The sequence below is a fragment of the Natronosporangium hydrolyticum genome (assembly GCF_016925615.1).
GTDB lineage: Bacteria > Actinomycetota > Actinomycetes > Mycobacteriales > Micromonosporaceae > Natronosporangium > Natronosporangium hydrolyticum.
Window position 1 is genome coordinate 642,695 of the sequence record NZ_CP070499.1, and the last position, 26,523, is coordinate 669,217.

Sequence of the window (26,523 nt, forward strand, 5' to 3'; positions counted from 1 at the left end):
ACGATCCAGTTCGGAGCAGTCGGCGACGGTCCCCGGGTACGGGCGGCGGCTCAACTGGTCGCCGATCCGGCTGGCGGCGGTGACCGGCTGCAGGTCACGATCTCGCAGAACCACCCGGCCAACGCCGAGCTCCTGGCCACGCTCAGCCAGGTGGTCACCGAGGCGGTGACGCTCCAGCGCCGGCACCGCCGGCTGCTGCCGGAGCTGGTCACCGCCGCGACCAGCGGGCGCTGGCTGGCGCCGGCGCCGCCGGCCGGCGGCGCGGCCGACGTGTTGACCCGGGCGGAGCCGCCGGCCGCGGGAGCGCGGCTCAGCGCCCGGGACCGCGGGCGGGCCGCCGAGTTGGTGACGAAGCTGCTGCAGGTCACCACACTGGCCGAGACGAGCCCGCTCCTGGACGCGGTGAGCCGGGGACGGGTTGCCGACGACATCGAGACGATCCGGCGCGAACTCGGACTCACTCCGGGGCAGCCGGGAGCCGATGCCCGGTGGCGGCTGGTCGACGCGGCGATCGCCCAGGACCACCTGCCCGCGCCGGCCCAGCGACTCCTCGCCGCGCTGCGCGCGGAAGACTGGCGGCCCCAGCTGATCGCCGAGACGCTGTTGCGGGACCTGGCCCCCAACTGGCCGGTTCACCGGGTACGCCCGGCCGAGGATGGATCGATCGTGCTGGAGCTCGGTGACGGGTGGAGAGAAATCTCCCAGGTGCGGCTCGTGACCGCGCCGCCAGCGGGGCGCAGTTACATCGAAGCGGTACGCGAGGGCGAGGAGATTCTGGTCGCGATCCCCGAAGACGCGATGACAACGGGGCGGGCCTCGACCGTCGCCGAGATCGGGTTGGCCGAGGCCGTGGCGAGCCGGCGACTGTGGCTGCGGTGGCGGTCGCGCCAGCCCACCTACGACCCGGGGCGCGATGTGCGCGACGCGCTCATGCTGGACCCCGGCCGGTTAGTGGGGTCGGTCCGGAGAGTGCATACGCCCAGCCTCCACCACGACGGGGTGCTCTCCCTGCTCACCCACCGGCAACCTGGGTGGCTCGAGCCGCCACCGGCGGTCACCGCCGACCGGCTGAGTCGGGTGGTCGCTGCCGGCGGCACCGAGCTGTGGCTCGGACTTCCGGAGCGGTGGGGCCGGTCGCGAGGTGCCACCGCGGCTGAGCTAGCTGAGCATGTTCGTGCCGGCGCCTGGGCGCTGGAGGATCGCCGCCGGATACCGGAGCGGATCGATGGCCTCCGCGCGACCACCGCCCGGGAGGCAGCGGCCGAGCAGTCGGGGGAGGACGGTCTCCTGCTACGGATGGCGCTCACCCCGGCGGCGCGGATCGTCGATTATCAGGAGCTGCTCGCCGAGCAGAGCAGGTGGCATGCCGGCCAGGAGGCGTGGACGCAGCCGGAGCGGGAACTCGTCGCCGATGAGGCGCCGGAGCAGTTGGGGCGGCTCGACCGGACCCGCAAACAGGGCCTGGAGAGCCTTACCGGGAACCCGGGCCGGTTCGCCGCCGCCAGCGGCTATGACGGGATCCGCCTACCCGACGGCTCGTACGTCCTGTTCAACCCCTCAGCGGTGGTGATCCAGGCGGACGACGGTGCTGCGGACGGCTGAGCGGCGACTAGCGATGGGAGACGGTGAAAGATGTTGACGGCGCGTTCTGCGGAGGAGTGCCACCTCTACATGGAGCTGCACCCGTGTGACTGCGGAGAGCCGGTCTTCCAATGGTCCCGTTGCCGCCGGGAGCAGCGGGACGACCGGCCCTTTTCAGTCTATGAAGGCCACTGCGGAGCGTGCGGTGAAGCGCGTTGTTTCGAGTTCGCGGTCACCGACGAGCCGCCACCACCGCCCGCATACGGCGGCCCGGAGCCGTCGCAGATCATCGGCCCGGACGAGTTTCTCGCCGTGGCGCAGGCGCTCGCGGCGATCGTCCCGGCCGACCCGCAGCGCCTCGGCAGCGAGGAGCGCGAGCAGGCGATGGAGGTGATCGAGCTGGCGTCGGCCGCCATCGACGAGGTGCTCAAGTTCGCACCCGAGCCCGACGGCGAGGCGCTGCCGGCGCGGTTGCGTTCCGAGTTGGCGCAGCTGCGCCGCGGCTACACGGCGGTGCGGGCCTGATGTCGGCGAACTGGTCGCCGAAGAACGAGGCGGAGCAGGCGATGGCCCGGGCCGCCGAGAGCGGGGAGATCATCGGGTTCCTGCGTGCCTTCACCACGGCCGAGCTGTATCTGCCGCAGGTGCCGGCGGCCAGTGGGGAGGGCTGGGCGCCGCTGACCCAGCGCCTTCCGGGCGCTACCGCAATCCCGCTCTTCACCTCACTCGCCGGTATGGGGTCGGCGGTCTTCGCCGGACGCTACGCCGTCACCAGCTTCGCGGAGGTGTGTCGGGAGTGGGCGGAGCCGGGCTGGTGGGTGGCGATCAACCCGGGTACGCCGATCGAGAGCTACCTGCCGTTCGACGCGGTCGACCCGTTGCTCACCGGCGAGCTGCACCTGGTCGACGGCGAGCTGGTGCCCCCGGAGCCGCTGACCACGGCCACGCCGGTCCCGGTGGCACCGCTGGCGCCGGACCCGGATCAGGAGATCACCGCGCTGCTGGAGCAATCCGTCACCGTGCCGACCACGAGCGAGGTCGCCGCGGCCGAGGCGGTGCTGGCGCCGGACTTCCTGTGGCTCTCCGTGGACCGATCCGGCACACCCACCATTGTGGCCTTTATTGAAGCGCGGTCGTGTGCTTTGGCATACCCGGAACGGCCACGGGTGACCATGCCGTTTCTGTTACTGCTGCTCGCCTGGCCGGCCGGCCACGGGCTGTTGCTCGACCTCGGCGGCCCGGCGCCGGTCGGGTACGACCCGGATGAAGTGGCGGGGCTGCAGCGACGCGCGATCTCGCTCCGGTGAGGTGCGGCGCTCTGAGGTGCGGCGTCGACCGGCCCGGGTAGTCAGGCCGGGAACCGCTCGGCCAGCTGCTGGTAGGTCTGTTGCACCACGGCCAGCCGCCGTCGCTGGAATCGCCCCGGCTCCTGCTCGAACGCTAGGCGGCCGGGCTCGCTCCAGAACCGTTCGGCCGGCACCGACTCCTCGTCGGCCGGGATGAACTTGCACACCTCGGCGATGGCGGCGGCCGCGAGCCGCAAGTCGTGCCGGGCCTGCCGGCGCTGATCCGCGCTCAGCTGCGGGGTCGGCTCGGCCGGGGCGCCGCTGGCGAACAGGTCGGCGAGCGCCAGCCACTGGCCGGCGTCGAGGAGCTCCGAGGGGCGGTCGTCACCGAAGGTCGGCTCCTCCGGGTCCGGAATGATGACCTCTGCCGGGATCCGGAAGACGAATTCGCGCGGGGTGTCGCACTGGGGGCAGGAGCCGGCGTACTGGCTCGCCAGGTCGCCGTCGACGGCGATCACCGCGTGATCGGGCGCGAACTCGGTGGCACCGCAGACCTGGCATGGAGTGAGTTCCATGTAGAGGTGGGCCTCGGCGTTGGTCCGGGCGAGCCGTAGCGTCATGTCCCCGAGCCTATCGCCGATCGCCGCGCGGTGGCAGCTGCCGCGGGCGGGTGCGACGCTCACGGGCGGTGGAAAACTGGATGTGAGCGGGTATCGTCGACCCGGCGGGAAGTCCGGCGAGTGTGGAGCTACCGACGAGGAGGGTCGTGCGTGACCAGCGAGCAGTGGCGCCCAGGCGCTCCGGTGGAGTCGGCCATGGCGGAGGCGTTGCAGGCCGGGGACTGGCCCCGCTACGCCGAGCTGCTCGGCTCGACGCCGCTGCTGGTCACGGACGCACCGGCGGCCGGTGCGCCAGCGGCCGAACAGCTCAGCGGTTTGTTGCCACCCGACGGCACCTACGTGGTGGCGTACACCTCGGTGGCGACCCTGACCGCGGTCTTCGGTCCGCACGCACCCAGCTACGAGGCGCTGGAGCTCGCGGCGCTGCGGCAGCGGTGGCCGGACCCTGACTACCAGTTGGCGGTCAACGCCGGCACCCCGATCGGGGTCTTCCTCCCGTTGCCGGCGATCGACCAGCTCGCCACTGGCGCCACCTCGCTGGTTTCGTACGCGCAACTTGCGCAAGCGGTCGGGCAGGAGCTGCTGGACCGGGTCCGCAGCGAATGCCTGCGTGATCTGTCGGGTGTGGAGTCAACACCCGACCAGCTGCGACCAGACCCGGCGTTGAATCCGGTCGAGGAGGCGCTGCGAGCAGCGGCCGACTCGCAGGACAGCGAGGCGTTTCTCACCACGTTGCTCTTCGCCGAGCTGGTGCTGCCGACCGCCGAGCCGGTGGACGATCCGGAGCTGCTCTACGGCGATGAGTTTCCGTGGCGGGTCACCGGCGCCGACACGGCGCCGGCGGTGCCGGTCTTCAGTTCGGTGGCGATGCTGGAGCGGACCGGTGCGCCGCCCACCGACCGGCTCGAGGCCCATGCGCTGGACGTGCTCGCCAACTGGCCCGGCGACGAGTATTCACTGATCCTCAACCCGGGCAGCATCACCGAGCTGATCCTGCCGGGGGAGACGGTGCGGGAGCTGGTCACCGCGGTCCTGCAGGTCGGCCCGGCGGGGTCAGCCGCCGGCGAAGGTCCGTAGCGGCGCCAGCCGCGGGTCGTTCCAGCCGCCGTCGAGGTGCTGGAATGACCAGGCGGTCACCCCGGCGGCGCCACGCGCCACCGACAGGTCCACCTTGCTCTGCACCCGCGACGGGGTGGTGTCGTAGTAGCCATCCTGGTAGAAGCCGATGCCGATGACGAGCTTCGCCGCCGGCACCCCCGCGTCACGGTAGAGGCCGAACTGGTCACTGCCGTCGGACCAGTACGACATCAGGTGGATGTAGTCCACGTGTTGATGCAGCCGACCAGCCAACGAGGGGGCGAGTAGCCCGGAGACCGCGCTGAAGGTGAGCGCCAGCCCAGGCGCGGACGAATTGATCTCGGTGCGGAGGTCCCGGATCAGGGCGGTGAACCGGTCTGCGTCGACCGGGTCCGACCAGTCGATCTCGATGCCGTCGTAGCCGTGGCTGGCGGCGAGCGACACGATCTCGCGGACGAAACCAGCTCGGTTGCGGTCCCGGGTGGCGCCCATGAACTCTTCCCGCATCCCCTCCGACCCGATCACCAGATAGATCTGGGTGCCGGCGGCGTGGGCAGCTTGGACGGCGGGCGTGAGGTCGCCACGGGAGAGGTTGCCGAACCTCAGGCCTCCGTCGGTCTGTGGGTATATTCCGAAGTGGCCGATGTGGGTCCACGGGCTATAGTCGATCTGGCTAGGCGAGTACGACACCCAGCCCGGGTAGTAGCCCAACGAGATCCGGCCGGAGCCACCGTTGGTGCCGCCGCTGCCGGGCGTCGAGGTCGAGGACCCGGAGTCGCCGGTCGCGCCGTCACCGCTGCGCCCGGCGGTGCCAGGCGGCCCGGCTTGTTGCTGGCCGGGGTCGGCCAGCGGTTGCAGCCCGCGGGGCTGCCCAGCGGGGGCGAGCTCGGGCACCGGGCCGGCCATCCGGGGCGAGCCGGCGGAGCCGACCCCGACGGTGGGCGGCGCTGCGATCGCGGTGTGGTCGGTGACGAGCGCGGCACCGACGACCCAACCGCTGGTGGCGAGGACCACCAGCCCGACCGCGGCGGCGATCACCCGCCGGGTGCCGCCCGCCGCATCGAGCCGGTCTAGTTCATCGCGCCACTGCTTCATGGTGGTCTGATTCTCACCGCCCACCCTGACCAGCGGGTTGCACCCGGCGATCGACCAGCCAACCAGCGAAGTCGAGCAATCGCCTGCCGGCGGCGCCGGGTGCTCCGACGGTGCGGGGGCGCTACGGTTACTACTCCGCGCCGCGCAGCGCCTCCAGCAGGTCGTCCAGCACCAGCGTCCGCAGATCGGTGCGGTCGGGCCGGCGGCCCAGCCCGCGCAGCCGGGTCGCCTGCGACTTCCGCATCCGCTCCAGCAGCTTGCGGGCTTCCCGCGCGTTGCCGAAGTTCTCGTCCCGGTCGATCTGCCGGAACCACTCCAGCAGCGCCAGGTCCACGCCGCTGTCGAGCAGGTAGTCGTCGTTGCTGGCGAGGAACCGGCTGATCTCGACCAGTTGGCTGGCGCTGTAATTCTCGAACTCGATGGTCTTGGCGAACCGGGAGGCCAGACCGGGGTTGGCGGCGAGGAAGTCGGCCATCTCGCCGGTGTAGCCGGCGACGATCACCGCCACCTCGTCGCGGTGGTCCTCCATCAGCTTGACCAGCGTGTCGATCGCCTCCTGGCCGAAGTCGGCGCCGCTGCCGCCGGACCGGGAGAGGGTGTATGCCTCGTCGAGGAAGAGCACCCCGCCGCGGGCGGAGTCGAAGGCCGAGGCGGTCTTCTCGGCGGTGTGGCCGATGTATTGCCCCACCAGGTCGCGCCGCGCCACCTCCTTGAAGGTGCCGTGGGGCAGGATGCCCAGCGCCTTGAGTAGCTCGCCGTAGATCCGGGCGACGGTGGTCTTGCCGGTGCCGGGCGCACCGGTGAAGACCAGGTGGTGGCTGACCGTGCCGACCGCCAGCCCTTCGCTGCGCCGCCACTCATTGACCTGGATCTCGTCGATGACCGCCCGGACCTCGCTCTTCACTCCGGCCAGGCCGATCATGCCGTCGAGCCGGTCGAGCAGCTGCTCGACCTGTTCCAGGTCTTGCTTGCCGCCGGTCGCGGCGGCGCCCACCGGCGCCGCGCCCCGCTCGGGGTCGCCCTCGCGGAGTTCGGTGTGCGCACCCTCAGCGATCGCCACCCCCGGCGGGGCGGTGTTCTCTACTTTGCAGTCCTCGATGACGCCGCCGCAGCCGCGTGCGACAGTAATCCCGACGCCCTGCGTGTCGTGCACCCAGCAGGCGGAGATGGTGGGGGCGGTCTGGTCGGCGACCGCGATGCCGGCGTCCCCGGTGTGGGAGACCTCGCAGCGCTCCAGCCGGGAGCCGCCGGCCTGGTACATGTAGATGCCGCGGAAGCCGCAGCCCGAGACGATGGAGTTGCGGACGGTCGCCTGGGCGCCCAGCCGCAACAAGATGCCGTCGTCGGCGGCGTCGCGTACCTCGCACCGGTCGACCTCGGCGTCGGCGTCTTCCACGATCAAGCCGTACCTGCCGCCGGTGAGCTTAGTGTCGCGTAGCTCCACTGTGGCGCCGCCGTGGACGTGGACGCCGGCGGCGAGCTCGGCGGTGATGGCGCAGCCGCGCAGCAGCGCCTGGCCGCCGCGGACGCTGACCGCCGGCTGGTCAACGGCGGTCAGGATGATCCCGTGCAGCTCCACGGTGGCGTTGTGCAGTGAGAGCGCGGGCGAGTCGCGGGCCGGCGCGGCGATGGTGACCGTGCCGGCTTCCCGGGCCACGATGGTGACCACTTGCTCGGTCAGCTCAAGGTGCTCGGGGTACTCTCCCGGGGCCACCGAAATGGTCGCCCCGGGCTCGGCCGCCGCCAACGCGTCGCGAATGGTCGGCAGCGCCCCGCGCTGCTCGGGGGAGACGAAGAGCGTACGGGCCATAGTGTGGAGCGATCCTACCGCAGGCGGGAAGGGCGTCGCCGGGAGCGCGATCCGTTTCCGGCGGCCGGGCCGCCGGCGTTGGCGTTCGGGTTGGCGCCGCGGCCGGAGCCGGCGCGCGGTGGCCGGCGAGCAGCCGGCGCCGCTGGTGCGGCTGGAGGCGGTGTATGCGTGCGCGGGCCGGGCGCCAGCTCCGTCAGCAGTGGGTGGCCCGGGCGTAGCCGGGTGGTGGTCGGCCGGATCCCCGCCTTGCGGGTCAACGCGTGGACGTCACCCACCTGCTCGTCGGTCATCAGCGTGACCACGGTGCCGGCGGCGCCGGCCCGGGCGGTGCGGCCGGAGCGGTGCAGGTACGCCTTGTGTTCGACCGGCGGGTCGGCGTGGATGACCACGGCGACCTCGTCGACGTGGATGCCGCGGGCGGCGATGTCGGTGGCGATCAGCGCCCCGGCGCTGCCGTCGGAGAAGGCGTGCAGGTTGCGTTCCCGCGCGTTCTGGGCCAGATCACCGTGTAGCTCCACAGCGGAGATCCCGGCCGCGACCAGCTGGCGGGTCAACGTCCGGGCGCGGCGCTTGGTGCGGGCGAAGACCAGCGTCCGGCCGGGGGCTCCGGCCAGCTCTACCAACACCGGCAGCCGGTCCGCCTTGTCGATGTGGAAGACGTGGTGGGCCATCGGGCCGACCGGTGAGTGGGTGACCTCGGCCCGGTGGACGACCGGTTTGGTGAGGAACTTCCGGACCAGGACATCCACCGCGGCGTCCAGGGTCGCCGAGAAGAGCATCCGCTGGCCCCGGCGGGGGGTAGCCTCCAGCAGTCGTCGTACCGCCGGCAGAAACCCGAGGTCGGCCATGTGGTCGGCTTCATCCAGCACCGTGATCTCGACCGCGTCCAGCACCGCGTGCCCGGCCGAGACGTGGTCCTCCAGCCGGCCTGGGCAGGCCACCAGGATGTCCACGCCAGCGCGTAGCCCGCTGATCTGCGGTCCGGGGCGGACCCCGCCGAAGACGGTCAGCGTCTTCAGCGACAGCGCGGCCGCCAGCGGGGCGATCGCGGTTTCGATCTGGTTGGCGAGCTCCCGGGTGGGGGCCAGCACCAGCGCCCGGGGGCGCCCTCGGCGGGCCGGCGCGCCGGCCGCGGCCAGCCGCGCCAGCATCGGCAACGCGAAGGCGAGCGTCTTGCCCGACCCGGTCCGGCCCTGCCCCAGCAGATCCCGGCCGGCGAGCGCGTCGGGGAGGGTGGCGGCCTGGATCGGGAACGGTGCGGTGACCCCGGCGTCTGCCAACGCGCGGGTGAGGCCGGCGGGCAGCCCCAGCTCGGCGAAGCTGGGGGTGGAGGTGTCAGTACGGTCAGGCTGGGTCGCCACGGCGTCTCCGATGCGAGAAAACGACCATCCTGCCCAGCGGGGCCAAGGGGCCACGCGCGGTGGTTGACGACGCGGACGGCCCAGGGCAGGACGGTGCAAGACAAGGAAGGAGAGTGAGCCGTGCCGGGAACGACTCTACCGCAGTCCGGTGCTGAATCCGGACACCGGCATAGCCTCGCTGTCGCTGCTGCGTACAACCGTGAGACGATGCGGCGCGAGGGCAGGCGACGCGGCGGCGACGACCCGGGTACGAGGGGAGGGCGACCATGCGGATCGCACTGTTCCTGACTTGTGTCAACGACGCGATGTTTCCGGCCACCGGGCAGGCGGTGGTGCGAATTCTGGAGCGGCTCGGCCACACTGTGGAGTTTCCGGCGGCGCAGACCTGCTGCGGGCAGATGCACGCGAACTCCGGTTATCGGGACGAAGCGGTGCCAATGGTGCGGCATTTCGCCGACACCTTCGCGCCGTACCAAGCGATCGTGGCGCCCTCCGGCTCCTGCGTGGCGATGGTCCGCGACGCGTACCCGCGGCTGTGGCCGGCGGCGGCGCCGGTGGCCGCCCGCACCTACGAGCTGTCGGAGCTGCTGGTCGACGTGCTTGGGGTGACCGATCTCGGCGCCTACTTTCCGCACCGGGTGACCTACCACCCGACCTGTCACGGGCTACGGATGCTGCGGCTGGGTGACCGGCCGCAGCGGCTGCTGCGCGAGGTCGAGGGCCTGGAGCTGGTGGAGCTACCGGAGGCCGAAGAGTGCTGCGGCTTCGGCGGCACCTTCGCGGTCAAGAATTCGGGCGTCTCCAGCGCCATGCTCGCCGACAAGTGCGCGGCGATCGGTGACACCGGAGCCGAATACCTCGCCGCCGCCGACAACTCCTGCCTGCTGCACATCGGTGGCGGGCTCTCCCGGGAGGGTGCCGGGTCGAAACCCGTGCACTACGCGGAGATCCTCGCCAACCAGAAGGGAGCCGGATGAGCGGCCACGGAGACGGCCACATCGTGGCGCACCGGCCGTTCCCGGCCGCCGCCACAGTGGAGCTGGGCAAGCCGCAGCTGCGGGAGAACCTGCGCAACGCCACCCACACCATCCGGGACAAACGGCTGCGGCTGGTGGCCGAGCGGGACGACTGGGAAGAGCTCCGGGCCAGCGGCGCCCGGATCAAAGACGGCGTGCTGGCCCGGCTGCCGGAGCTACTCGACCAGTTCACCGAGGCGGCGACCGCCGCCGGTGCGGTGGTCCACCGCGCCGCCGACGCCGAGCAGGCCTGCGCGATCGTCACCGACCTGGTCCGCGCCACCGGCGAGACCGAGGTGTTGAAGGTCAAGTCGATGGCGACCCAGGAGATCGCGCTCAACGAAGCCCTGACGGCGGCCGGGATCGAGCCGGTCGAGACCGACCTGGCCGAGCTGATCGTGCAGCTAGCCGGGGACACCCCTTCACACATTCTGGTGCCGGCGATCCACTACAACCGGGCGCAGATCCGGGACATCTTCGCCCGGCAGATGCCCGGGGTGGATCTGAGCACCCTCACCGACGACCCGCCCGCGCTCGCCGAAGCGGCCCGCCGGCACCTGCGGCAGAAGTTCCTGACCGCCCGGGTGGCGGTCTCCGGGGCCAACTTCGCGGTCGCCGAGACCGGCAGCCTGGTGGTGGTGGAGTCGGAGGGCAACGGCCGGATGTGCCTGACCCTCCCGGAGACGTTGATCTCGGTGGTGGGGATCGAGAAGCTGGTGCCGAACTTCCAGGACCTGGCGGTCTTCCTGGAGCTGCTGCCGCGCTCCTCGACCGGCGAGCGGATGAACCCGTACACCACGGTCTGGAGCGGGGTGACCCCGGGCGACGGGCCGCAACAGGTGCACATCGTGCTGCTGGACAACGGTCGCAGCGCGGTCCGCGACGACCCGGTGGGGCGGCAGGCGCTGCGCTGCATCCGCTGCTCGGCCTGCCTCAACGTGTGCCCGGTCTATGAGCGGGTGGGCGGCCACGCCTACGGCTCGGTCTACCCGGGCCCGATCGGGGCGATCCTCTCCCCGCAGCTCACCGGCCAGGCCGCGGGCGCCAACCGGACGCTGCCGTACGCCTCGACGCTCTGCGGCGCCTGCTTCGACGCCTGCCCGGTGCGGATCAACATCCCGGAGTTGCTGATCCATCTGCGGCAGACCGGGCCCAAGCCGGCCGGTGAGCGGGCGGCGATGCGGGCGGCGGCGCAGGTGATGCGCAGTCCTCGGCGCTACCGGTCGGCGCTGCGCTCGCTGCGCTGGGCGGCGGCGCCGCTGCGCTGGACCAACCGGCGCGGCCGGCTGCGTCGGCTGCCGTGGCCGCTCTCCGGGTGGACCGCCAGCCGCGACGCGCCGCTGCCGCCGGGCGCCTCGTTCCGGCAGTGGTGGGCGGACCGGTGAGCGGCGCCGAGGGTGGCGGCGAGGCCGGCGACGCGGCGACCGGCCGACCCGTGGCCGACGCTTCGGCCGATGAGCAGCTGGAACTGCTCACTGACCGGCTGGTGGACTACCGCGCCACGGTAGGCCGGTGCGACCGGGCGGGCCTGCCGGATGCGTTGGCGGCGGTGCTCGCCGAGTCGACCCGGGTGGTGGTGCCGGCTGACCTGCCCGCCGGCTGGCTCACCAGCCACCCCGGCGAGGTGATCCGCGACCAGGCTGAGCAGCCGCTGGCGCTGCCGGACCTGGACGCGGCGGGGGTCAGGGTGGTCACCGGGGCGGCGGTGGCGATCGCCGAGACCGGCACGATCATCCTCGACGCCGGGGACCACCAGGGCCGGCGGGCGTTGACGCTGGTGCCCGATCATCATGTCTGCGTGGTCTTTGCCGACCAGGTGGTCGGGTCGGTGCCGGCGGCGCTGCGCCGGCTGCCGGACCCTCGCCGGCCGCTCACCCTGATCTCGGGGCCGTCGGCGACCAGCGACATCGAGCTGCAGCGGGTGGAGGGGGTGCACGGGCCGCGCCGGCTGGCGGTGCTGCTGGTCGTCGAGCCGCCGGAGGGCGGCGGCGTCGTCAGGTAGCATGTGCCGCATAGGCGACGACCCGGCCATCACCGGCGAGCCTCCGGAAGAACCGGCCCGGCCCTCGCCGAGCCGCAGTAGAACCGGACGGGATCGGCCCGTCACAGCCGGCCAACGAGCGGTCCACCGCCCCGGCGGTGGTCAAGCGAGGTGGTACCGCGGGCAGCGGCGGCTGCTCGTCCTCGCGCACTGATGTTCATCACGTGCTGTGAGGAGACGACGGTGTACGAGCCGCTTGAGCCTGGTGTCGACCTTCCTGCCATGGAGCAGGAGGTCCTGGCGTGGTGGCGGGCGCAGGATGTCTTCCAGCGCAGCCTGACCCAGAGCGCGGACGGGCCCAGGTGGATTTTCTACGAGGGTCCGCCGACGGCGAACGGTGTGCCCGGTATCCACCACGTCGAGGCGCGGGCGTTCAAGGACGCCTTCCCCCGCTACCGGACGATGAAGGGGTACCACGTCCCGCGCCGCGCCGGTTGGGACTGCCACGGTCTGCCGGTGGAGCTGGAGGTCGAGAAGGCGCTCGGGCTGAGCAGCAAGCAGGAGATCGAAGCGTTCGGTATCGCCGAGTTCAACCGGCGGTGCCGAGAGTCGGTTCTTACCTATGTGGACTCATGGGTGCGGATGAGCGAGCGGATGGGTTACTGGGTCGACTTCGACCGCGCCTACCGCACCATGGACGCCACCTACGTGGAGAGCTTGTGGTGGGCGCTCAAGCAGATCCACGACCAGGGGCTGCTGGTCGAGGACCACCGGGTCGCGCCCTACTGTCCCCGCTGCCAGACCGCCCTGTCCAGTCACGAACTGGGCCAGCCCGGGGCTTACCAGGACATCGTCAGCCCGTCGGCCTATGTGCGGTTTCCGGTCACCGAGGGGGCGTGGGCCGACCAGGCAGCGGATCTGCTGGTGTGGACCACCACCCCGTGGACCCTGGTCAGCAACACCGCGGTCGCGGTGCACCCGGACGTGACCTACGTGCTGGCCCGCCACGACGACCACGAGCGCGCCCTGATCGTCGCCGAACCGCTGCTCGCGGCGGCGCTCGGCGACGGGTGGCGGGCGGTGGATCAGCGCCCGGGCCGGGAGCTGACCGGGCTGCGCTACGCCCGCCCGTTCGAGCTGATCGACGTCCCGGCGGCCCACTACGTGGTCGGCGCCGACTTCGTGACCACCGAGGACGGGACCGGCCTGGTCCACTTGGCGCCCGCCTTCGGCGCGGACGACCTCGCGGTGGGGCGCAGCCACAACCTGCCGGTGGTCAACCCGGTCGGCCCCGACGGCAAATTCGTCGAGCAGGTGCCGTTGGTCGGCGGGATGCTGTTCAAGGAGGCGGATCAGCCGCTCCTGGCCGACCTGCGCGAACGCGGCCTGCTGTTCCGGGAGGCGGCCTACCCGCACGCCTACCCGCACTGCTGGCGGTGCGGCCACGCCCTGCTGTATTACGCCATGCCCTCGTGGTATATCCGGACCACCGCGATCAAGGATCAGCTGATCGCCGAGAACGAGCGCACCAACTGGCACCCCGGCAGCATCCAGCACGGCCGGTACGGCGACTGGCTCAGCAACAACGTGGACTGGGCGCTCTCCCGGCGGCGGTACTGGGGGACCCCGCTGCCGATCTGGCGATGCGGCAACGACCATGTCACCTGCGTCGGCTCGCTGGCCGAGCTCGGCAGCCTGACCGGCCACGACCTGTCCGACCTCGACCCGCACCGCCCGTTCGTCGACGAAATCAGCTTCGCCTGCCCGACCTGCGGGGAGACCGCCCAGCGGGTGCAGGACGTGATCGATGTCTGGTTCGACTCCGGCGCGATGCCGTTCGCGCAGCTAGGTGCCCCGCTGCGGAACGCCGACGAGTTCGCCGAGAGCTACCCGGCGCAGTTCATCTGCGAAGCGATCGACCAGACCCGCGGCTGGTTCTACACCCTGATGGCGGTCGGCACGCTGCTCTACGGCCGCAGCTCCTACGAGAACGTGGTCTGCGTCGGGCTGCTGCTCGATGCCGAGGGGCGCAAGATGAGCAAGCGCCTCGGTAACATCCTGGAACCGATCCCGCTGATGGACCGGCACGGCGCCGACGCGGTGCGCTGGTTCATGCTGGCCGCCGGGTCGCCGTGGAACGACCGCCGGATCGGGCACGAAGCCCTCTCCGAAATCGTCCGCAAGGTGCTACTGACCTTTTGGAACACCGCGGCATTCCAGACCTTGTACGGCCGGACCGCGGGCTGGACTCCGCAGGCCGAGCGGCCGCCGGTGTCCCAGCGGCCGGTGCTGGACCGTTGGCTCTGCTCCGAACTGGCCGCGCTGGTCGACGAGGTGGACGCGGCGATGGCGGCGTTCGACAGTCAGCGGGCCGCCCGGCAGCTCGCGGAGTTCATCGACCACCTCTCCAACTGGTATGTCCGGCGTTCCCGCCGCCGGTTCTGGGACGGCGACCCGGCCGCGCTGGCCACGCTCCACGACTGTCTCGATACGGTGACCCGGCTGCTGGCCCCGCTCACGCCGTTCATCGCCGATCGGGTCTGGCGGGCGCTGGTCGCCCCCACCGACCCGGACGCTGCCGAGTCGGTGCACCTGGCGCGGTGGCCGCAGTCGCGACCCGGCGATGTCGACCCGCAGCTGTCGAGGCAGATGCGGCTGGTGCGACAACTGGTGGAGGTCGGCCGTACCGCCCGGGCGGCGTCCGGGGTCAAGGTCCGGCAGCCGCTGTCCCGTGCCCTGATCATCGCGCCGGGCTGGGCGGAGCTCCCCACCGAGCTGCGCGCGGAGATCGCCGACGAGCTCAACGTCACCGCGTTGGAGACGCTCGACGACGCCGCCACCGTCGTAGACATCACGGTGCGCCCGCAGTTCCGGGCGATCGGCAAGCGGTTCGGCAACCGGACCCAGCCGGTCGCCGCGGCGGTCCGGGCCGCGGATCCAGCCGCGGTCGCCGCCGCGCTCCAGGCCACCGGCAAGGTGACCATCACCTGCGAGGGTGAGGAGCTGACGCTGGGGCCGGACGAGATCGACGTCAACCGGAGCCCGCGGTCTGGCTGGTTCGTGGCTACCGAAGACAACCTGACCGTCGCCCTCGACCTGGAGATCACACCGGAGCTGCGCCGGGCGGGGGTCGCCCGGGACGTGATCCGGCTGGTCCAGCAGGCGCGCAAGGACACCGGCCTGCAGATCACCGACCGGATCCGGCTGCGCTGGTCAGCGTCGGGTGAGACCGCCGCATCCATCCGCGAACACCAGGACCGGATCCAGGCTGAGGTGCTCGCCGTGACCTGCACCGAAGCGGCGGACCCGGCGGCCGCGCCCGCGACGGTCACCGACGAGCAATTGGGGATCGAGGTCTGGATCGAGCCGACCGACCAAGGTTAGTGCACCATGAGTAGGTGCTGACGTGGATCCGGGAGACCACCCAAGGGTTGCCCCGTCGCTTCTGGTACTTGTGGACCGGCAACCTGATCAACCGGTCCGGCGCCTTCGTCACCATCCTGCTCGCGTTCTATCTCAGCCGCGACCGGGGGTTCGACTCGGCGTACGTGGGTCTCGTGGTCGGCCTGATCGCCGCGGGCGGGGCGGTCGGTGTGGTCATCGGCGGGCAGTTGGCCGACCGCTGGGGCCGCCGCCGGTCGTTGCTGTTGGCCCAGTCCCTCGCGGGGGTCATGTTGCTGGCGATGGGCTGGAGCCACCAGCCGTGGCTGATCCTGGTGGTGGGCGTACTGCTCGGCTGCTCGCAGAGCATGGCACGCCCGGTGTACGGCGCGATGATGGTCGACATTGTGCCGCCGGTGGACCGGATCCGGGCGTTCACGTTGAACTACTGGGCCAACAACCTGGCCTTCACGTTCGCGTCGATCGTCGGCGGGCTGGTCCTCGACGTCAACTACCTGCTGATCTTCGTGGTGAACGCGGCGGCCGTGGCGGCTACCGCGTTGTTGATCTTTAAATTGGTGCCGGAGACCCGGCCGGACCCGCCGCAGCCGGTCGCCGAGACCGGTACGGATGATCCGTCGCCCCGGCGCGAGAATCCGTACGTCGACTGGGTGTTCCTCGGCGTATGCGGGTTGGTCTTTCTCAACACGATGATCTTCATGCAGTATCAGATCACGTTACCGCTGGCGATGGTCGAGGACGGGCTCGATGCCAGCACGTACGGCATGGTGATCGCCGTCAACGCGGTGATGATCGTGTTCGGCCAGTTGTTCGTGCCCAGGTTGGTGCGGAGCTGGCAACGCTCGACGCTGCTCGCCGTCTCGGCGGTGATCGCCGGGACCGGTTTCGGGCTCACCGCCTTCGCCAGCGAAATCTGGTTCTACGCGGTGACCGTGGTGATCTGGACTATCGGTGAGATGCTGCAGTCGCCAGCGAACGCCACCATGATCGGCAACCTCTCCCCGGCCGCCGCTCGCGGGCGCTACCAGGGGATGTTTTCACTGACTATCTCGGCTGCTACCTTTCTCGCCGCGGTGGTGGGCGGCGCCGTCATGGGCTACTTCGGCGGCACCGCGGTCTGGGTCAGCTGTTTCGTCCTCGGGCTGGTCATCGCCGCGCTGCAACTGGCGATCGGCCCGGTCCGGGAGCGGCGGATCCGGGAGATCACGGCGGCCCACCCCGCGCCGGCGCAGCGGTGAGTTAAGGCGATCGCCCTCGGCGCCGGCCTGCGATAGGCTGCTCCGAGCCGAGGGTACGGTCCTAGACCCGTTCCTGTGCAGACCCGTTCTTGTGCGATGGAGTGACAACCGATGGTGGAGAGCGCGGCTAGCGTCCCGGACCGGCCGGCGTTGGACGGCCTCGACAACAAGTGGTCAGCGCAGTGGGAGCGCAGCGGCGTCTACCACTTCCAGGCTCCGGGCGACCGCGCCGCGGTGTTCTCGATCGACACGCCGCCGCCGACGGTCAGCGGCTCACTGCATGTGGGTCACGTCTTCTCCTACACCCACACCGACATTGTCGCCCGGTTCCAGCGGATGCTCGGCATGCGGGTGTTCTATCCGATGGGCTGGGACGACAACGGTCTACCGACCGAGCGCCGGGTGCAGAACTACTTCAACGTCCGATGTGACCCGTCCCGGCCGTACGACCCGGACTTCGATCCGTCGGCGGCGGCAGGGAGCAAGCGGGCCGTCGAGGTTTCCCGGCGCAACTTCATCGAGCTTTGCCAACAGCTGACCGCCGAGGACGAGCAGGCCTTCGAACAGCTCTGGCGCCGGCTGGGCCTATCGGTGGACTGGCGCCTGACATACACCACCATCGGCCCGCACGCACAGCGGATCTCTCAACTGGCGTTCCTGCGGCTGATCCAGCGCGGTGAGGCGTACCACTCGGAGGCGCCGACGCTGTGGGATGTCGGCTTCCGCACGGCGGTCGCACAGGCCGAGTTGGAGGACCGCGAGCATGCCGGGGCCTGGCACCGGATCGCCTTCCACCAGCCGGACGGCGGCCGGGTCATGGTGGAGACGACCCGACCCGAGCTGCTGCCGGCATGTGTCGCGCTGATCGCCCACCCCGACGACGAACGCTACAAATCATTGTTCGGGTCGGCGGTCACTGTGCCGGTCTTTGGACTGTCGGTCCCGGTGCTGCCGCACCCGGCCGCCGAGCCCGACCGGGGCGCCGGGATCGCGATGTGCTGCACCTTCGGTGACCTGACCGATGTCCAGTGGTGGCGCGAGCTGGGGCTGGCGACCCGGACGATCGTGGGCCGGGACGGTCGGCTGCTGGCCGATCCGCCGTCGGGGCTGGATAACCCGGCCGGCCGTAGGGCCTACGCCGAGCTGGCCGGCGCGACCGTCGCCACCGCCCGGGAACGGGTGGTCGCGATGCTGCGCGACGCTGGCGATCTGGACGGCGAGCCGCGTCCGACGGTCCGGCCGGTCAAGTTCTACGAAAAGGGTGACAAGCCGCTTGAGATCGTGTCGAGCCGGCAGTGGTTCATCCGTTCGTTGGCCCATCAGGAGGCGCTGCTGCGGCGAGGTGCGCAGCTGCGCTGGTTCCCCCCGTACATGCAGGCCCGCTACGACGACTGGGTGCGCGGGCTCAACAGCGACTGGCTGATCAGCCGGCAACGCTTCTTCGGAGTGCCGCTGCCGTTGTGGTACCAACTGGATGAGGCGGGCGAGCCGCGATACGACCAGCCGATCCTGGCCGACGAGTCGACGCTGCCGGTCGACCCCTCCGCGGACCCGCCGCCGGGTTACCCCGCCGACCAGCGCGGGCAGCCCGGCGGGTTCATCGGCGATCCTGACGTCATGGACACCTGGGCCACCTCGTCGCTGACCCCACAGATCGTCTGTGGCTGGGAGTCGGACCCGGAGCGTTACGCCCAGACCTTTCCGATGGATCTGCGGCCACAGGCTCACGACATCATCCGCACCTGGCTGTTCGCCACGGTGCTCCGTGCCGAGCTGGACCCGGGCACGCTGCCCTGGCACAACACGGTGCTCTCCGGCTGGATCCTCGACCCGGACCGGAAGAAGATGAGCAAGTCAAAGGGTAACGTGCTGACCCCCATGGGGTTGCTCGACGAGTTCGGCGCCGACGCGGTGCGCTACTGGGCGGCCAACGGTCGCCCCGGTACCGACACCGCGTTCGACAAGGGCCAGATGAAGGTGGGCCGCCGACTCGCCACCAAACTGCTCAACATCAGCAAATTCGTGCTGGGGCTGCCCGCGCCGGCCGGCGACGCCGCGATCACCGAGGCGCTGGACCGCTCGATGCTGGCGAACCTGGACGAGGTGATCCGGCAGGCGAGTGCGGCGCTGCACCGGTTCGACCACACCGCCGCGCTGGAGCAGACCGAGCGGTTCTTCTGGTTCTTCTGCGACGACTACGTCGAGCTGGTCAAGGCACGCGCCTACGGCGAGCAGGCCGGTCCGGCTACCGAATCCGCCCGGATGGCCCTGCGGACGGCGTTGTCGGTGTTGCTGCGGCTGTTCGCGCCGTTCCTGCCGTACGCCACCGAAGAGGCGTGGTCGTGGTGGCACGACGATTCTGTCCACACTAGTCGTTGGCCGGAGCCGACCGCAGCCGCTGCCGACGGCGCCGTCGTCACGCTGGCCAGCAGCGTCATCCGGGCGATCCGCAAGGCCAAGAGCGACGCCAAGCAGTCGATGCGGGCGCCGGTCGAGCTGGTGCGGGTGGTCGCGCCCGAGGACCAGCTCGCGGCGGTGGATTCGATCGACCGGGACCTGCGCGCCGCCGGCAACGTGACCGACCTGGTCCTGGAGCCGGGGTCCGAGCTGCTGGTAGAGGTTTCGCTGCCGGCCTAGCCGGCGGCCACCGCCGCCCTTCGTCGCCTAGCTCGGCGGCTCGTCCTCCCCGGCGGCCTCGGCGGCGTCACCCTCCGCTTTGGTGGCGTGCACAGTATCCGGGGCGTGCTCCGGCGGGCCGTAGACGGTGTAGAGCACCAGCGGGTTCGGGCCGGTGTTGCGGAAGTTGTGCCGGGTGCCGGCCGGCACCGCGACCAGCACCCCCGGCTCGACCGGCCGGGTCTCACCGGCGACGATCGCCTCGCCGGTGCCGCTGGTGAAGGTGAGGATCTGATCGGTGTCGTCGTGCACCTCCTCACCGATCTCCCCGCCCGGTGGGATGGTCATGATGACCAACTGGGCGAACTTGCCGGTCCACAGGACTCGTCGAAAGTCGGCGCTCTGTTCCGCCACGGTGGCGATCGTGAAGTGCTCCATACGCCCTAGGGTAGATCAGCCGAACGGCCTATGCCGAGGCCGGACCGGTCGCGTCTGCCGGCTTCTTCTCGCCCCGGACACGTGGTGTTCACCGACTCGGTAGGGGTGGGTCACCTTCGGTCGTGAGCATGCCTCACGTGGAGGTGCGGGTAACCGGGGTGGCGAAGGCGTACGGCGGGGTGGCTGCGCTGCACCCGCTGGACGTCGCCATTGGCGACGGCGAGTTCGTGAGTCTGCTCGGTCCGTCCGGCTGCGGGAAATCCACGCTGCTGCGCTGCCTGGCCGGCCTGGAGACCCCGGAACAGGGCCGGATCGCGTTCGGGGAGCGGGTGGTCTTCGACGCCGCGGCTGGGATCGCGGTGCCGGCCCGCGGCCGGCGGCTCGGCATGGTCTTCCAGGATCTAGCGCTGTGGCCGCATCTGACGGTGGCGGAGAACGTCGCCTTTCCGCTGCGGGTCCGGCGCAGGCGCGACCGCGGCGGGCGATCGGCTACGCAGGCAGCGCAGGCGGCGCTGGCCCGGGTCCGGCTGGAGCCGCTGGCGCACCGCTACCCGCACCAGCTATCCGGCGGCCAGCAGCAGCGGGTGGCGTTCGCGCGGGCGGTGGTGGCCGAACCGGAGCTGCTGCTGATGGACGAGCCGCTGTCGGCGCTCGACGCGGCGCTGCGGCAGGAACTCCGCGCCGAGCTGGCCGAGCTGACCCGCAGCCTGGCGCTGACCACTGTCTACGTCACCCACGACCAGGAGGAGGCGATGTCGATGTCCGACCGGATCCTGCTGATGTCGCAGGGGCGGCTCCGGCAGGGCAGCAGCCCGGAGGTGCTGTACCGGTCGCCGGCCGACGACTTCGTCGCCCGGTTCGTCGGCCGGTTCAACCCGTTACCCGACGGCGGCACGCCCAACGGCGGCCTCACCGCCGGCACTGTCCGTGGCGTCCGGCCCGAACACGTACGGCTGGCCGGGCAGCCCGGCGACATCCGGGTCCCGGCCCGGGTGGCCGGGTACGCGTACCTGGGTGGGCGGTATGAGCTGCGGTGCGTCCTCGACGACCAGAGCGCCTCCTCCCCGTGGATCGCCTACCACCCGGCCGCCCCGGCGCCGGGTAGCCAGCTCGACCTGTTCGTGGCCCCCGACGACGTGATCGTCACCGCCGCCTGACCCCCTGGCAACGACGAGAGGAAACATCGTGTCCATCCGCAGAACCACGCTGGCCACCCGCAGCGCGCTCGCCGCCGTCCTACTGGCCACGGCGACCGCCTGCAGCGTCGACGCGGACGCCGACCCCGGCGCCGGGCCCGGCAACGGCGACGGTTGGCAGCCGGCGGGCGAGCTCACCGGCTCGCTGGTGCTCTACTCGGCGAACCCGCAGGACGCCACCGACGACCTGATCGCGGTCTTCGAGGAGCGCACCGGCGTCACCGTCGAGAAGTACGGCGACCAGTCCGGGCAGCTCGTGGCCCGGCTCGACGCCGAGTGGGACAACCCGCAGGCCGACCTGGTCTACCTCGCGTCCTGGTCGCCGGCGGCGCGGTACGCCGCCGAAGGGCGACTGGTCACACTGGAGACCGACCACCTCGACGAGGTGCACGACGGCTGGGCGGCGCCCGGCGGTGAGTTCGTCGGCCGCGACGGGTCGGCGTTGACCCTGGTGGTCAACACGGATGTCGCCCCGCACACCCCGGCCGACTGGGCCGACCTCGCCAGCGGCGACTGGCAGGGCCAGGTGACCATGCCGGACCCGCGCGAGTCCGGCACCGCCCGGGATCTGATCGCCGCGATGGTGATCGCCTGGGGCGAGGACGAGACCTGGGCGCTGTTCGACGACCTGTTCGACAACGGCCTGCACGTCGCCGGTGCCAACGGTCCGGCGTTGGACAATGTGGTCAGCGGATCGTACGCGGCGGTGCTCGGCGGCGTCGACTACCTCGCCTACGCCGCTGTCGAGCGCGGCGAGCCGCTCGCGGTGGTAGCGCCGGACAGCGGCACCACCGTCTCGCCGCGGCCGCTGTTCATCCCGGCGGGCGCCGGCAATCCGGCGGCGGCCCAGGCGTTCGTGGACTTCATGCTCTCCCCCGAGGGGCAGGCGATCTCGGTCGACCACAAGCTGCTGCCCGCCCGCGCCGACACCGCGGTGGCGCCGGACATGGTCGGCTACGACGAGGTGACCCAGCTGGAGTTCAGCTTCGACGAGGTCGGCGAGCGCGGCGGTGACCTGCTGGCCGAGTTCGTCGCCCGCTACCTCGACTGAGGTGCGTCCCACCCGACGCAGGCCGAGCGGCACCGGCACTGGCTCCGCCGTCGGCGCGCTAGCGGCCCTCGGGGTCCTGGTGGCCGCGCCGCTGGCGATGCTGCTGTGGCGAGCGGTCGCCGGCCACCAGGGCTCTCCGGGGGCGCTCGACGCCTTGGCCGAGCCGGAGAACATCCGGACCGTCGCGAACACCGTCCTGCTCGGGGTGCTGGTGATCGCGGTCGCCACGGTCTTCGCCGGCCCGTTGGCGTTCCTGATGGCGTGGACCTCGCTGCGGCGGCACCGCTGGCTCGATGTGGTGGTGATGCTGCCGTTCATGACCCCGCCCTACGTCAGCGCGCTGGCGTGGATGGACTTCACCCGGCCCCGCGGCACCGCTGAGCAGTGGCTGGGCCCGCTGGGCGCGGCGATGCAGGCCGTGTTCGCCACCCCGCTGGGAATGGCGATCGTGATGGCGTCGGAGGTGTACCCGTTCCTGTATCTGTTGCTACGCAACAACCTCGCCCGGCTCGGTGCGAGCATGGACGAGGCGGCGGCGGTGCACGGCGCGAGCCGGTGGCAGCGGGGCACCCGGATTCTGTTGCCGCTGCTGGCCGGCGGGTACTCGATCGGGGCGCTGGTGGTCTTCGTCCGGGCCGCCGGGGAGTTCGGCACGCCGGTCACCCTCGGCAACCAGATCGGCTTCCACGTGCTGGTCAGTCGGATCTACCAGGACATCACCATCGACCCGTTGGACTTTCCGCGCGCTGCCGCGTTGTCTAGCGTGCTGCTTGGCCTCGGCATGACCGTCTGGGGGCTGCAGCAGTGGTTCCTGTTACGACGCCAGGACCGGGTGGCGACGGTGCGGGCGAACCGGCCGGCCATGGTGCGCCTGGGCCGCTGGGCGGCGCCCGCCGCCTGGCTCTATATCGGAGCTGTGCTCGCGGTGACGGTGGTGATCCCGTACTACGCGGTGATCTCCGGCTCGCTGAGCCGACTGCGGTCGCGCCCGGCTGGGCCCGGCAACCTGACGCTGGAGCACTACACCCAGGTCTTGTCGCCGGGCAGCGGCGGCTGGCAGGCGCTGTTGACCAGCGCCCAACTGGCCTTCACCGCCGCCGGGCTGACCACGGTGCTCGGGACCGTGCTGGCGTTGCTGGCGCTACGACGCCGGCAGCGGCTCCGGGGCACGGTCGACTTCCTGGCGCTGGCCCCGGAGACGGTGCCGACGATCGTGCTCGCGCTCGGGTTCATCTTCCTGTGGAACGCACCGTGGCTGCCGGTCACGCCGTACCGCACCGACCTGATGCTGATCGTCGCCTACACCGCGATCTTTCTGCCGCTGGTGGTGCAGAACGTCAAATCGGTCCGGCTCCAGGTCAGCGACCGGCTCCTGGAGGCGGCGGCGGTGGCGGGTGCTTCGCCGTGGCGTACCACTCGGCGGGTGTTGTTGCCGTTGCTGCTACCCGGCATCGTCGCCGGGTGGTTGCTCGCGTTCGTCGTCGGCGTACGGGAGCTGGTGATGTCGAGCCTGCTGCGGCCGCCGGGCACCGAGCTGTTGTCACCGTGGATCCTCAGCCAGTTCGAGCAGGGACGTCGGGCAGAGGCGATGGCGATGACCGTGGTGGGGGTCTTCACCACCACGGTGGTGATGGTGTTGGTGGACCAGTGGCGGAGCCGGCTCAACCGACCTGGACGACCGGCAGATCGGCGCGTTCCCGGGTGACCGCGGAAACCTGCGTCAGAGTCTCGTCGACGCCGTCGGCCGCCGGCAGTGGCAGCTGTTCCCACCGCAGCACCGCCACCTCCCGGTGGTCGACCCCCACCACCGCGTCGCCGACCGTAGTGAGCACCGTCGCCCCTTTCGGGCCGTGCTCGGCCGGGCAGCGGCCCTGCAGGATGCCGGGGAAGACCGCCCACGTCGGCTGGGTGATCACCCGTCGTTCGTGGACGTGGCCCAGCGCCCAGTAGTCGTAGCCGGCGGCGGCGAGCCCGGCCAACGAGGTGGGCGCACAGATGCTCTTACTGGCGCTGCCGTCCAAACTGGTGTGCAGCATGCCCAGGTTGGCGAAGCCACGGATCGGAGCCGGGTAGCCGGCGGCGAGATCGGCCGGCTCGGTCGGGTCGGCCAGGCTCTGGCCGTGCACCGCCACCCCGAGGTCGTCGAAGATCACGCTGGTGGCGGCGTCGGCGGGAAACCAGTGCACGTTGCTGGGCCAACCGGTGGCGAGCGGGCACACCACGTCGTGGTTGCCGGCGGTCACCAGCACCGGCACCGCCGCCTCGCGCAGGCGACCCATTTGAGCGGCGAAGAACTCGCCGGCCGAACCGCTGTCGGCCCGCCGGTCGAAGACGTCGCCGGCGATGATCAGCAGGTCGGCGGCTTCGGTCAAGGTCAGGTCGACCAGCTTCTCGACCGCTCGGCGGATGGCCGCGCGGATCTCCGCGGCCGGCAGCGAGTAGGTCCCGGGCTGGGGCGGCAGCGCACCATCGATGTGCAGATCAGCCGCGTGCACGATGGTGGCCACACCGGTGACGCTAGAGCTGGCAGCTGAACGCCCGGTGCGCTCAGATGAACAGCAAATGAACGATGTTGGGCTAGCTCGTCGATTTGGACCCGGTGAGCGTCCGCGGCGAGCCAGGCGGCGTGGACTCCGGTGCCGCCGCCGACATCGAGGATCCGGGGCGCCGGGTGTGGTCAACCATCGTCTTAGCAACTCCTGGGTCCGGAGATACTCGAGTCGCCCGTGTGGTGACCGAATCAACCGGTCGTGTTCGAGGCCACCCGCGTACAGTGTCGCCAATTCTGGTTCCATCTTTTGACGGTCTCGTCGATCGCAGGTCCGGGCAAGGCGACACGGGACCCTAGCCGGCGCTCCCGCCCGTTTTGGTAAGGCTAAGCTCAGTCGTCGACGCAACAGTTTAGGTCTACCCCTGGCTACGGGCGCGGAGCCGGGCCGGCAGCGTCAGTCGAGCTAGCGGCGTTGGGCCGAGAGCCTTGGCAGGGTACCCACCTCTCGCGTACCTCAATTTGTTATTCGATTCGGTAAGGCTTTCCTTACTGAAGTCGCCGCGCTTTCTTCCGCGCGTTTGTCTGGCCTATTCCGGGGGTTGTGGCTTATCGTTGATCAGAACGGAAGGGGGCAACCATGACTGAGTTGCTGGAGATGCCGCAGGTTGTCGAGTGCACGGTCACCCAATGCGGGTACAACCACAACGGGTGTCACGCCGCCGCGATCACCATCGGCCGGGAGTCGGCCCAGTGCGCCACCTTCATCGAGACCCCCACCAAGGGTGGGGTCGACGAGATGCTGGGTCGGGTGGGCGCCTGCCAGCGTGCCGACTGCCGGCACAACCTTGACCTGGAGTGTCGCGCGCCCTCGATCCGGGTCGCGGCCGGCCAGGACATGGCGGACTGTCAGACCTTCGACCCGCGCTAGCGCCCAGCTACGCTCACCGCGACTGCCTGGCGTCCTGACGTCGCGCAAACCGGACCCGTCACGTCTGCGGGGGTGGGCGGGGATGCTAGCGACGCGACACCGATGCCCGGTCAGCGGTAATCGGCGAAGATTCGCTGTTCGATCCCGTTGACGGTGATGCTTCCGCCGTGCGGGAGTATCCATTGTGGCCTGGTGTGGCCGAAGGGGACACCGGCGCAGACGACCGCCTCCGGGTTGTAACGGAGCACCACATCCACCAGCGCGTCGCGTTGCTCGGCGCGGAGTCTGGCGCGTTCTGGGGCAGGTGGGCGGCGTGTGAAATCCGAAACCGGCGGCCGGCCCAGGAGCACCGCATCCACCGCGCGGAGGATGCCCCGCTCGCCGAGGGAGCGGACGATCCAGGCGGCGTTTCGCGCGGGGAGGAGTTCCTCAGACGTCTCGAGGAGGAGCACACCGCCGGCGAGGACCTGCGGGTCAGCCGGGAACCGCCCGGCGGTCATGATCCATTCAATAACCTCAAGGCAGCCGCCCCAGGTCGGACCCGTCACCGATCGGGTGGGGCCGTACCAGCTCCACGGCTCGGTCGCCTCGCGTTCACCGAAGGACGTCAGCGCGCGGGGGTCCGCCCAGTCGACGCCGACGTCCTCGGACTCACCCGGATCTGTGACCTCAAGCCGTTCCCCTGTCAGCAGGGCTGCCCGGAGCGAGCGCGCGTGAACGTCGTCGACGGCAGGGCCGGGACCGAGATGTACCTGGGACGAGCCGCCGTAGAAGCTGGCGATCCCATTGCCCCACAGCCAATTGTGAAGGTTGGTGTTGTCGCTGGTGCCCAGGAAGGGCTTGGGGTCCGCGCGGACAAGCTCCGGATCGAGATGTGGGATAACCGTGATCTGGTCCTCGCCGCCGATGACCGCGAGGATGCCACGGATCTGGGGGTCGGCGAAGGCGGCGTTGATGTCTGCGGCGCGAGCCATCGCTGTGGCTGCGACCCGGCGCGTCGTCGGGTACTCGACCGGTACCAGGCCAGTGATCTCGGCGAGTCGACGCATCGCTTGCTCGTGCACCTGGGGGAAGGCACCGGCCGCGGCGAATGACGGCGAGAGTACCGCGAGCTGGTCTCCGGGCCGGGCCTTCGGAGGTTGGACCACGTAAAGGGGCATGGCAGAGATCTAAACAGGCCGACATCGATCACGCATTCCCATTGCGTAGCCACGGTGGGGGAGCGGGCGTTACGCCGCCTCGCCAGGGCCGTTAGACCTCACGGAGCCCGGCTGAGGTGGCCGGTGCGGCGTGCGGGGGTGCCCGGGGCCGCGTTCGCAACGTCCGGCTCGGGGTG

Annotated in this window: 21 protein-coding genes (1 of these 21 running past the window's edge); 14 read left to right on the forward strand and 7 right to left on the reverse strand. The window is 70.9% G+C overall.

All coding sequences use genetic code 11. From position 1 onward, the window contains the following. The 3 genes in view from JQS43_RS02880 to JQS43_RS02890 are tightly spaced (at most 33 nt apart) and all read left to right on the forward strand, a layout consistent with a single transcriptional unit that may run on beyond the window. Positions 1 to 1,602: the end of a hypothetical protein gene (locus tag JQS43_RS02880; protein WP_239679599.1), read on the forward strand. Its footprint begins 26,550 nt before the window's first position; the window shows 1,602 of its 28,152 coding nt (coding positions 26,551-28,152); its start codon lies off the left edge, out of view; its stop codon occupies positions 1,600 to 1,602. A gap of 33 nt (positions 1,603 to 1,635) precedes the next feature. Next, entirely contained in the window at positions 1,636 to 2,106 is a 471-nt protein-coding gene (locus tag JQS43_RS02885; RefSeq protein WP_239677501.1) for a hypothetical protein, read from the forward strand. Next, a complete protein-coding gene (locus JQS43_RS02890; protein ID WP_239677502.1) occupies positions 2,106 to 2,888 on the forward strand; it encodes an SseB family protein in 783 nt (260 codons plus the stop codon). Before JQS43_RS02885 ends, JQS43_RS02890 begins: the two co-directional genes overlap by 1 nt. Positions 2,889 to 2,929: 41 nt before the next feature. On the opposite strand, the gene JQS43_RS02895 is transcribed toward JQS43_RS02890, so the two are convergent. Further along, positions 2,930 to 3,487, reverse strand: a complete 558-nt coding sequence (locus JQS43_RS02895; protein WP_239677503.1) for a hypothetical protein — start codon at positions 3,485 to 3,487, stop codon at positions 2,930 to 2,932. 150 nt (positions 3,488 to 3,637) lie between these two features. On the opposite strand from JQS43_RS02895, the gene JQS43_RS02900 reads away from it, so the two are divergent. Next, positions 3,638 to 4,564 carry an SseB family protein gene (locus tag JQS43_RS02900; protein ID WP_239677504.1) on the forward strand — a complete coding sequence of 309 codons (927 nt, stop codon included), beginning with the start codon at positions 3,638 to 3,640 and terminating at the stop codon, positions 4,562 to 4,564. Here the strand turns inward: JQS43_RS02900 and JQS43_RS02905 are convergent. The 3 genes from JQS43_RS02905 to JQS43_RS02915 form a co-directional block, all read right to left on the reverse strand. Then, positions 4,541 to 5,659 carry a glycoside hydrolase family 18 protein gene (locus JQS43_RS02905; RefSeq protein WP_239677505.1) on the reverse strand — a complete coding sequence of 373 codons (1,119 nt, stop codon included), beginning with the start codon at positions 5,657 to 5,659 and terminating at the stop codon, positions 4,541 to 4,543. The genes JQS43_RS02900 and JQS43_RS02905 overlap by 24 nt on opposite strands. Positions 5,660 to 5,789: 130 nt before the next feature. Beyond that, the gene (locus tag JQS43_RS02910; RefSeq protein ID WP_239677506.1) at positions 5,790 to 7,469 is read right to left on the reverse strand and encodes a right-handed parallel beta-helix repeat-containing protein; all 1,680 of its coding nucleotides are present in this window, start codon (positions 7,467 to 7,469) and stop codon (positions 5,790 to 5,792) included. A 14-nt stretch (positions 7,470 to 7,483) separates the two neighbouring features. Beyond that, a complete protein-coding gene (locus JQS43_RS02915; protein ID WP_239677507.1) occupies positions 7,484 to 8,830 on the reverse strand; it encodes a DEAD/DEAH box helicase in 1,347 nt (448 codons plus the stop codon). A 266-nt stretch (positions 8,831 to 9,096) separates the two neighbouring features. On the opposite strand from JQS43_RS02915, the gene JQS43_RS02920 reads away from it, so the two are divergent. From JQS43_RS02920 to valS, 6 genes are all read left to right on the forward strand, one after another. Beyond that, positions 9,097 to 9,807: a (Fe-S)-binding protein gene (locus JQS43_RS02920; protein ID WP_239677508.1), complete on the forward strand. Its 711-nt coding sequence runs from the start codon at positions 9,097 to 9,099 to the stop codon at positions 9,805 to 9,807. Continuing rightward, entirely contained in the window at positions 9,804 to 11,231 is a 1,428-nt protein-coding gene (locus JQS43_RS02925; RefSeq protein ID WP_239677509.1) for a lactate utilization protein B, read from the forward strand. Before JQS43_RS02920 ends, JQS43_RS02925 begins: the two co-directional genes overlap by 4 nt. Next, positions 11,228 to 11,848, forward strand: a complete 621-nt coding sequence (locus JQS43_RS02930; RefSeq protein ID WP_239677510.1) for a LutC/YkgG family protein — start codon at positions 11,228 to 11,230, stop codon at positions 11,846 to 11,848. The genes JQS43_RS02925 and JQS43_RS02930 overlap by 4 nt, the downstream gene beginning before the upstream one ends. 222 nt (positions 11,849 to 12,070) lie before the next feature. Further along, positions 12,071 to 15,211, forward strand: coding sequence for an isoleucine--tRNA ligase (gene ileS, locus JQS43_RS02935; protein WP_275581007.1), 3,141 nt, complete (start codon positions 12,071 to 12,073; stop codon positions 15,209 to 15,211). Between the two features lie 14 nt (positions 15,212 to 15,225). After that, positions 15,226 to 16,467, forward strand: a complete 1,242-nt coding sequence (locus JQS43_RS02940) for an MDR family MFS transporter (RefSeq protein ID WP_239677511.1) — start codon at positions 15,226 to 15,228, stop codon at positions 16,465 to 16,467. 111 nt (positions 16,468 to 16,578) lie between these two features. Then, positions 16,579 to 19,104 (forward strand): valine--tRNA ligase, encoded by a 2,526-nt coding sequence (gene valS, locus JQS43_RS02945; protein ID WP_239677512.1) that lies wholly within the window; start codon positions 16,579 to 16,581, stop codon positions 19,102 to 19,104. A 27-nt stretch (positions 19,105 to 19,131) separates the two neighbouring features. Here valS and JQS43_RS02950 read toward each other — a convergent pair whose 3' ends face one another. Then, positions 19,132 to 19,521, reverse strand: a complete 390-nt coding sequence (locus JQS43_RS02950) for a cupin domain-containing protein (protein WP_239677513.1) — start codon at positions 19,519 to 19,521, stop codon at positions 19,132 to 19,134. Between the two features lie 128 nt (positions 19,522 to 19,649). Here JQS43_RS02950 and JQS43_RS02955 point away from each other — a divergent pair, with 128 nt between their 5' ends. Genes JQS43_RS02955 through JQS43_RS02965 form a run of 3 tightly spaced genes read left to right on the forward strand, consistent with a single transcriptional unit; the run spans position 19,650 to position 23,473 of the window. After that, positions 19,650 to 20,678, forward strand: coding sequence for an ABC transporter ATP-binding protein (locus JQS43_RS02955; protein ID WP_239679289.1), 1,029 nt, complete (start codon positions 19,650 to 19,652; stop codon positions 20,676 to 20,678). 28 nt (positions 20,679 to 20,706) lie between these two features. Further along, on the forward strand, positions 20,707 to 21,768 hold the full coding sequence (locus JQS43_RS02960; RefSeq protein WP_239677514.1) for an extracellular solute-binding protein: 1,062 nt from the start codon (positions 20,707 to 20,709) through the stop codon (positions 21,766 to 21,768). Position 21,769: 1 nt separating this feature from the next. After that, the gene (locus JQS43_RS02965; protein WP_239677515.1) at positions 21,770 to 23,473 is read left to right on the forward strand and encodes an ABC transporter permease; all 1,704 of its coding nucleotides are present in this window, start codon (positions 21,770 to 21,772) and stop codon (positions 23,471 to 23,473) included. Here JQS43_RS02965 and JQS43_RS02970 read toward each other — a convergent pair. Then, positions 23,430 to 24,275, reverse strand: a complete 846-nt coding sequence (locus JQS43_RS02970; RefSeq protein ID WP_239677516.1) for a metallophosphoesterase family protein — start codon at positions 24,273 to 24,275, stop codon at positions 23,430 to 23,432. The two genes, JQS43_RS02965 and JQS43_RS02970, sit on opposite strands and share 44 nt — an antisense overlap. Before the next feature lie 621 nt (positions 24,276 to 24,896). Here JQS43_RS02970 and JQS43_RS02975 point away from each other — a divergent pair. Further along, on the forward strand, positions 24,897 to 25,187 hold the full coding sequence (locus JQS43_RS02975; protein ID WP_239677517.1) for a DUF1540 domain-containing protein: 291 nt from the start codon (positions 24,897 to 24,899) through the stop codon (positions 25,185 to 25,187). A 110-nt stretch (positions 25,188 to 25,297) separates the two neighbouring features. Here the strand turns inward: JQS43_RS02975 and JQS43_RS02980 are convergent, their stop codons facing one another. Next, a complete protein-coding gene (locus JQS43_RS02980) occupies positions 25,298 to 26,236 on the reverse strand; it encodes an LD-carboxypeptidase (RefSeq protein ID WP_239677518.1) in 939 nt (312 codons plus the stop codon). Between the last annotated feature and the right edge of the window lie 287 nt (positions 26,237 to 26,523).

Excerpts from the sequence above, each read along its gene's own strand:
- JQS43_RS02920 (WP_239677508.1), top strand. The coding sequence starts at position 9,097 with ATGCGGATCGCACTGTTCCTGACTTGTGTCAACGACGCGATGTTTCCG.
- JQS43_RS02980 (WP_239677518.1), bottom strand. The coding sequence starts at position 26,236 with ATGCGTCGACTCGCCGAGATCACTGGCCTGGTACCGGTCGAGTACCCG.
- JQS43_RS02905 (WP_239677505.1), bottom strand. The coding sequence starts at position 5,659 with ATGAAGCAGTGGCGCGATGAACTAGACCGGCTCGATGCGGCGGGCGGC.
- valS (WP_239677512.1), top strand. The coding sequence starts at position 16,579 with ATGGTGGAGAGCGCGGCTAGCGTCCCGGACCGGCCGGCGTTGGACGGC.
- JQS43_RS02890 (WP_239677502.1), top strand. The coding sequence starts at position 2,106 with ATGTCGGCGAACTGGTCGCCGAAGAACGAGGCGGAGCAGGCGATGGCC.
- JQS43_RS02975 (WP_239677517.1), top strand. The coding sequence starts at position 24,897 with ATGACTGAGTTGCTGGAGATGCCGCAGGTTGTCGAGTGCACGGTCACC.
- JQS43_RS02950 (WP_239677513.1), bottom strand. The coding sequence starts at position 19,521 with ATGGAGCACTTCACGATCGCCACCGTGGCGGAACAGAGCGCCGACTTT.
- JQS43_RS02895 (WP_239677503.1), bottom strand. The coding sequence starts at position 3,487 with ATGACGCTACGGCTCGCCCGGACCAACGCCGAGGCCCACCTCTACATG.
- JQS43_RS02910 (WP_239677506.1), bottom strand. The coding sequence starts at position 7,469 with ATGGCCCGTACGCTCTTCGTCTCCCCCGAGCAGCGCGGGGCGCTGCCG.
- JQS43_RS02925 (WP_239677509.1), top strand. The coding sequence starts at position 9,804 with ATGAGCGGCCACGGAGACGGCCACATCGTGGCGCACCGGCCGTTCCCG.
- JQS43_RS02955 (WP_239679289.1), top strand. The coding sequence starts at position 19,650 with ATGCCTCACGTGGAGGTGCGGGTAACCGGGGTGGCGAAGGCGTACGGC.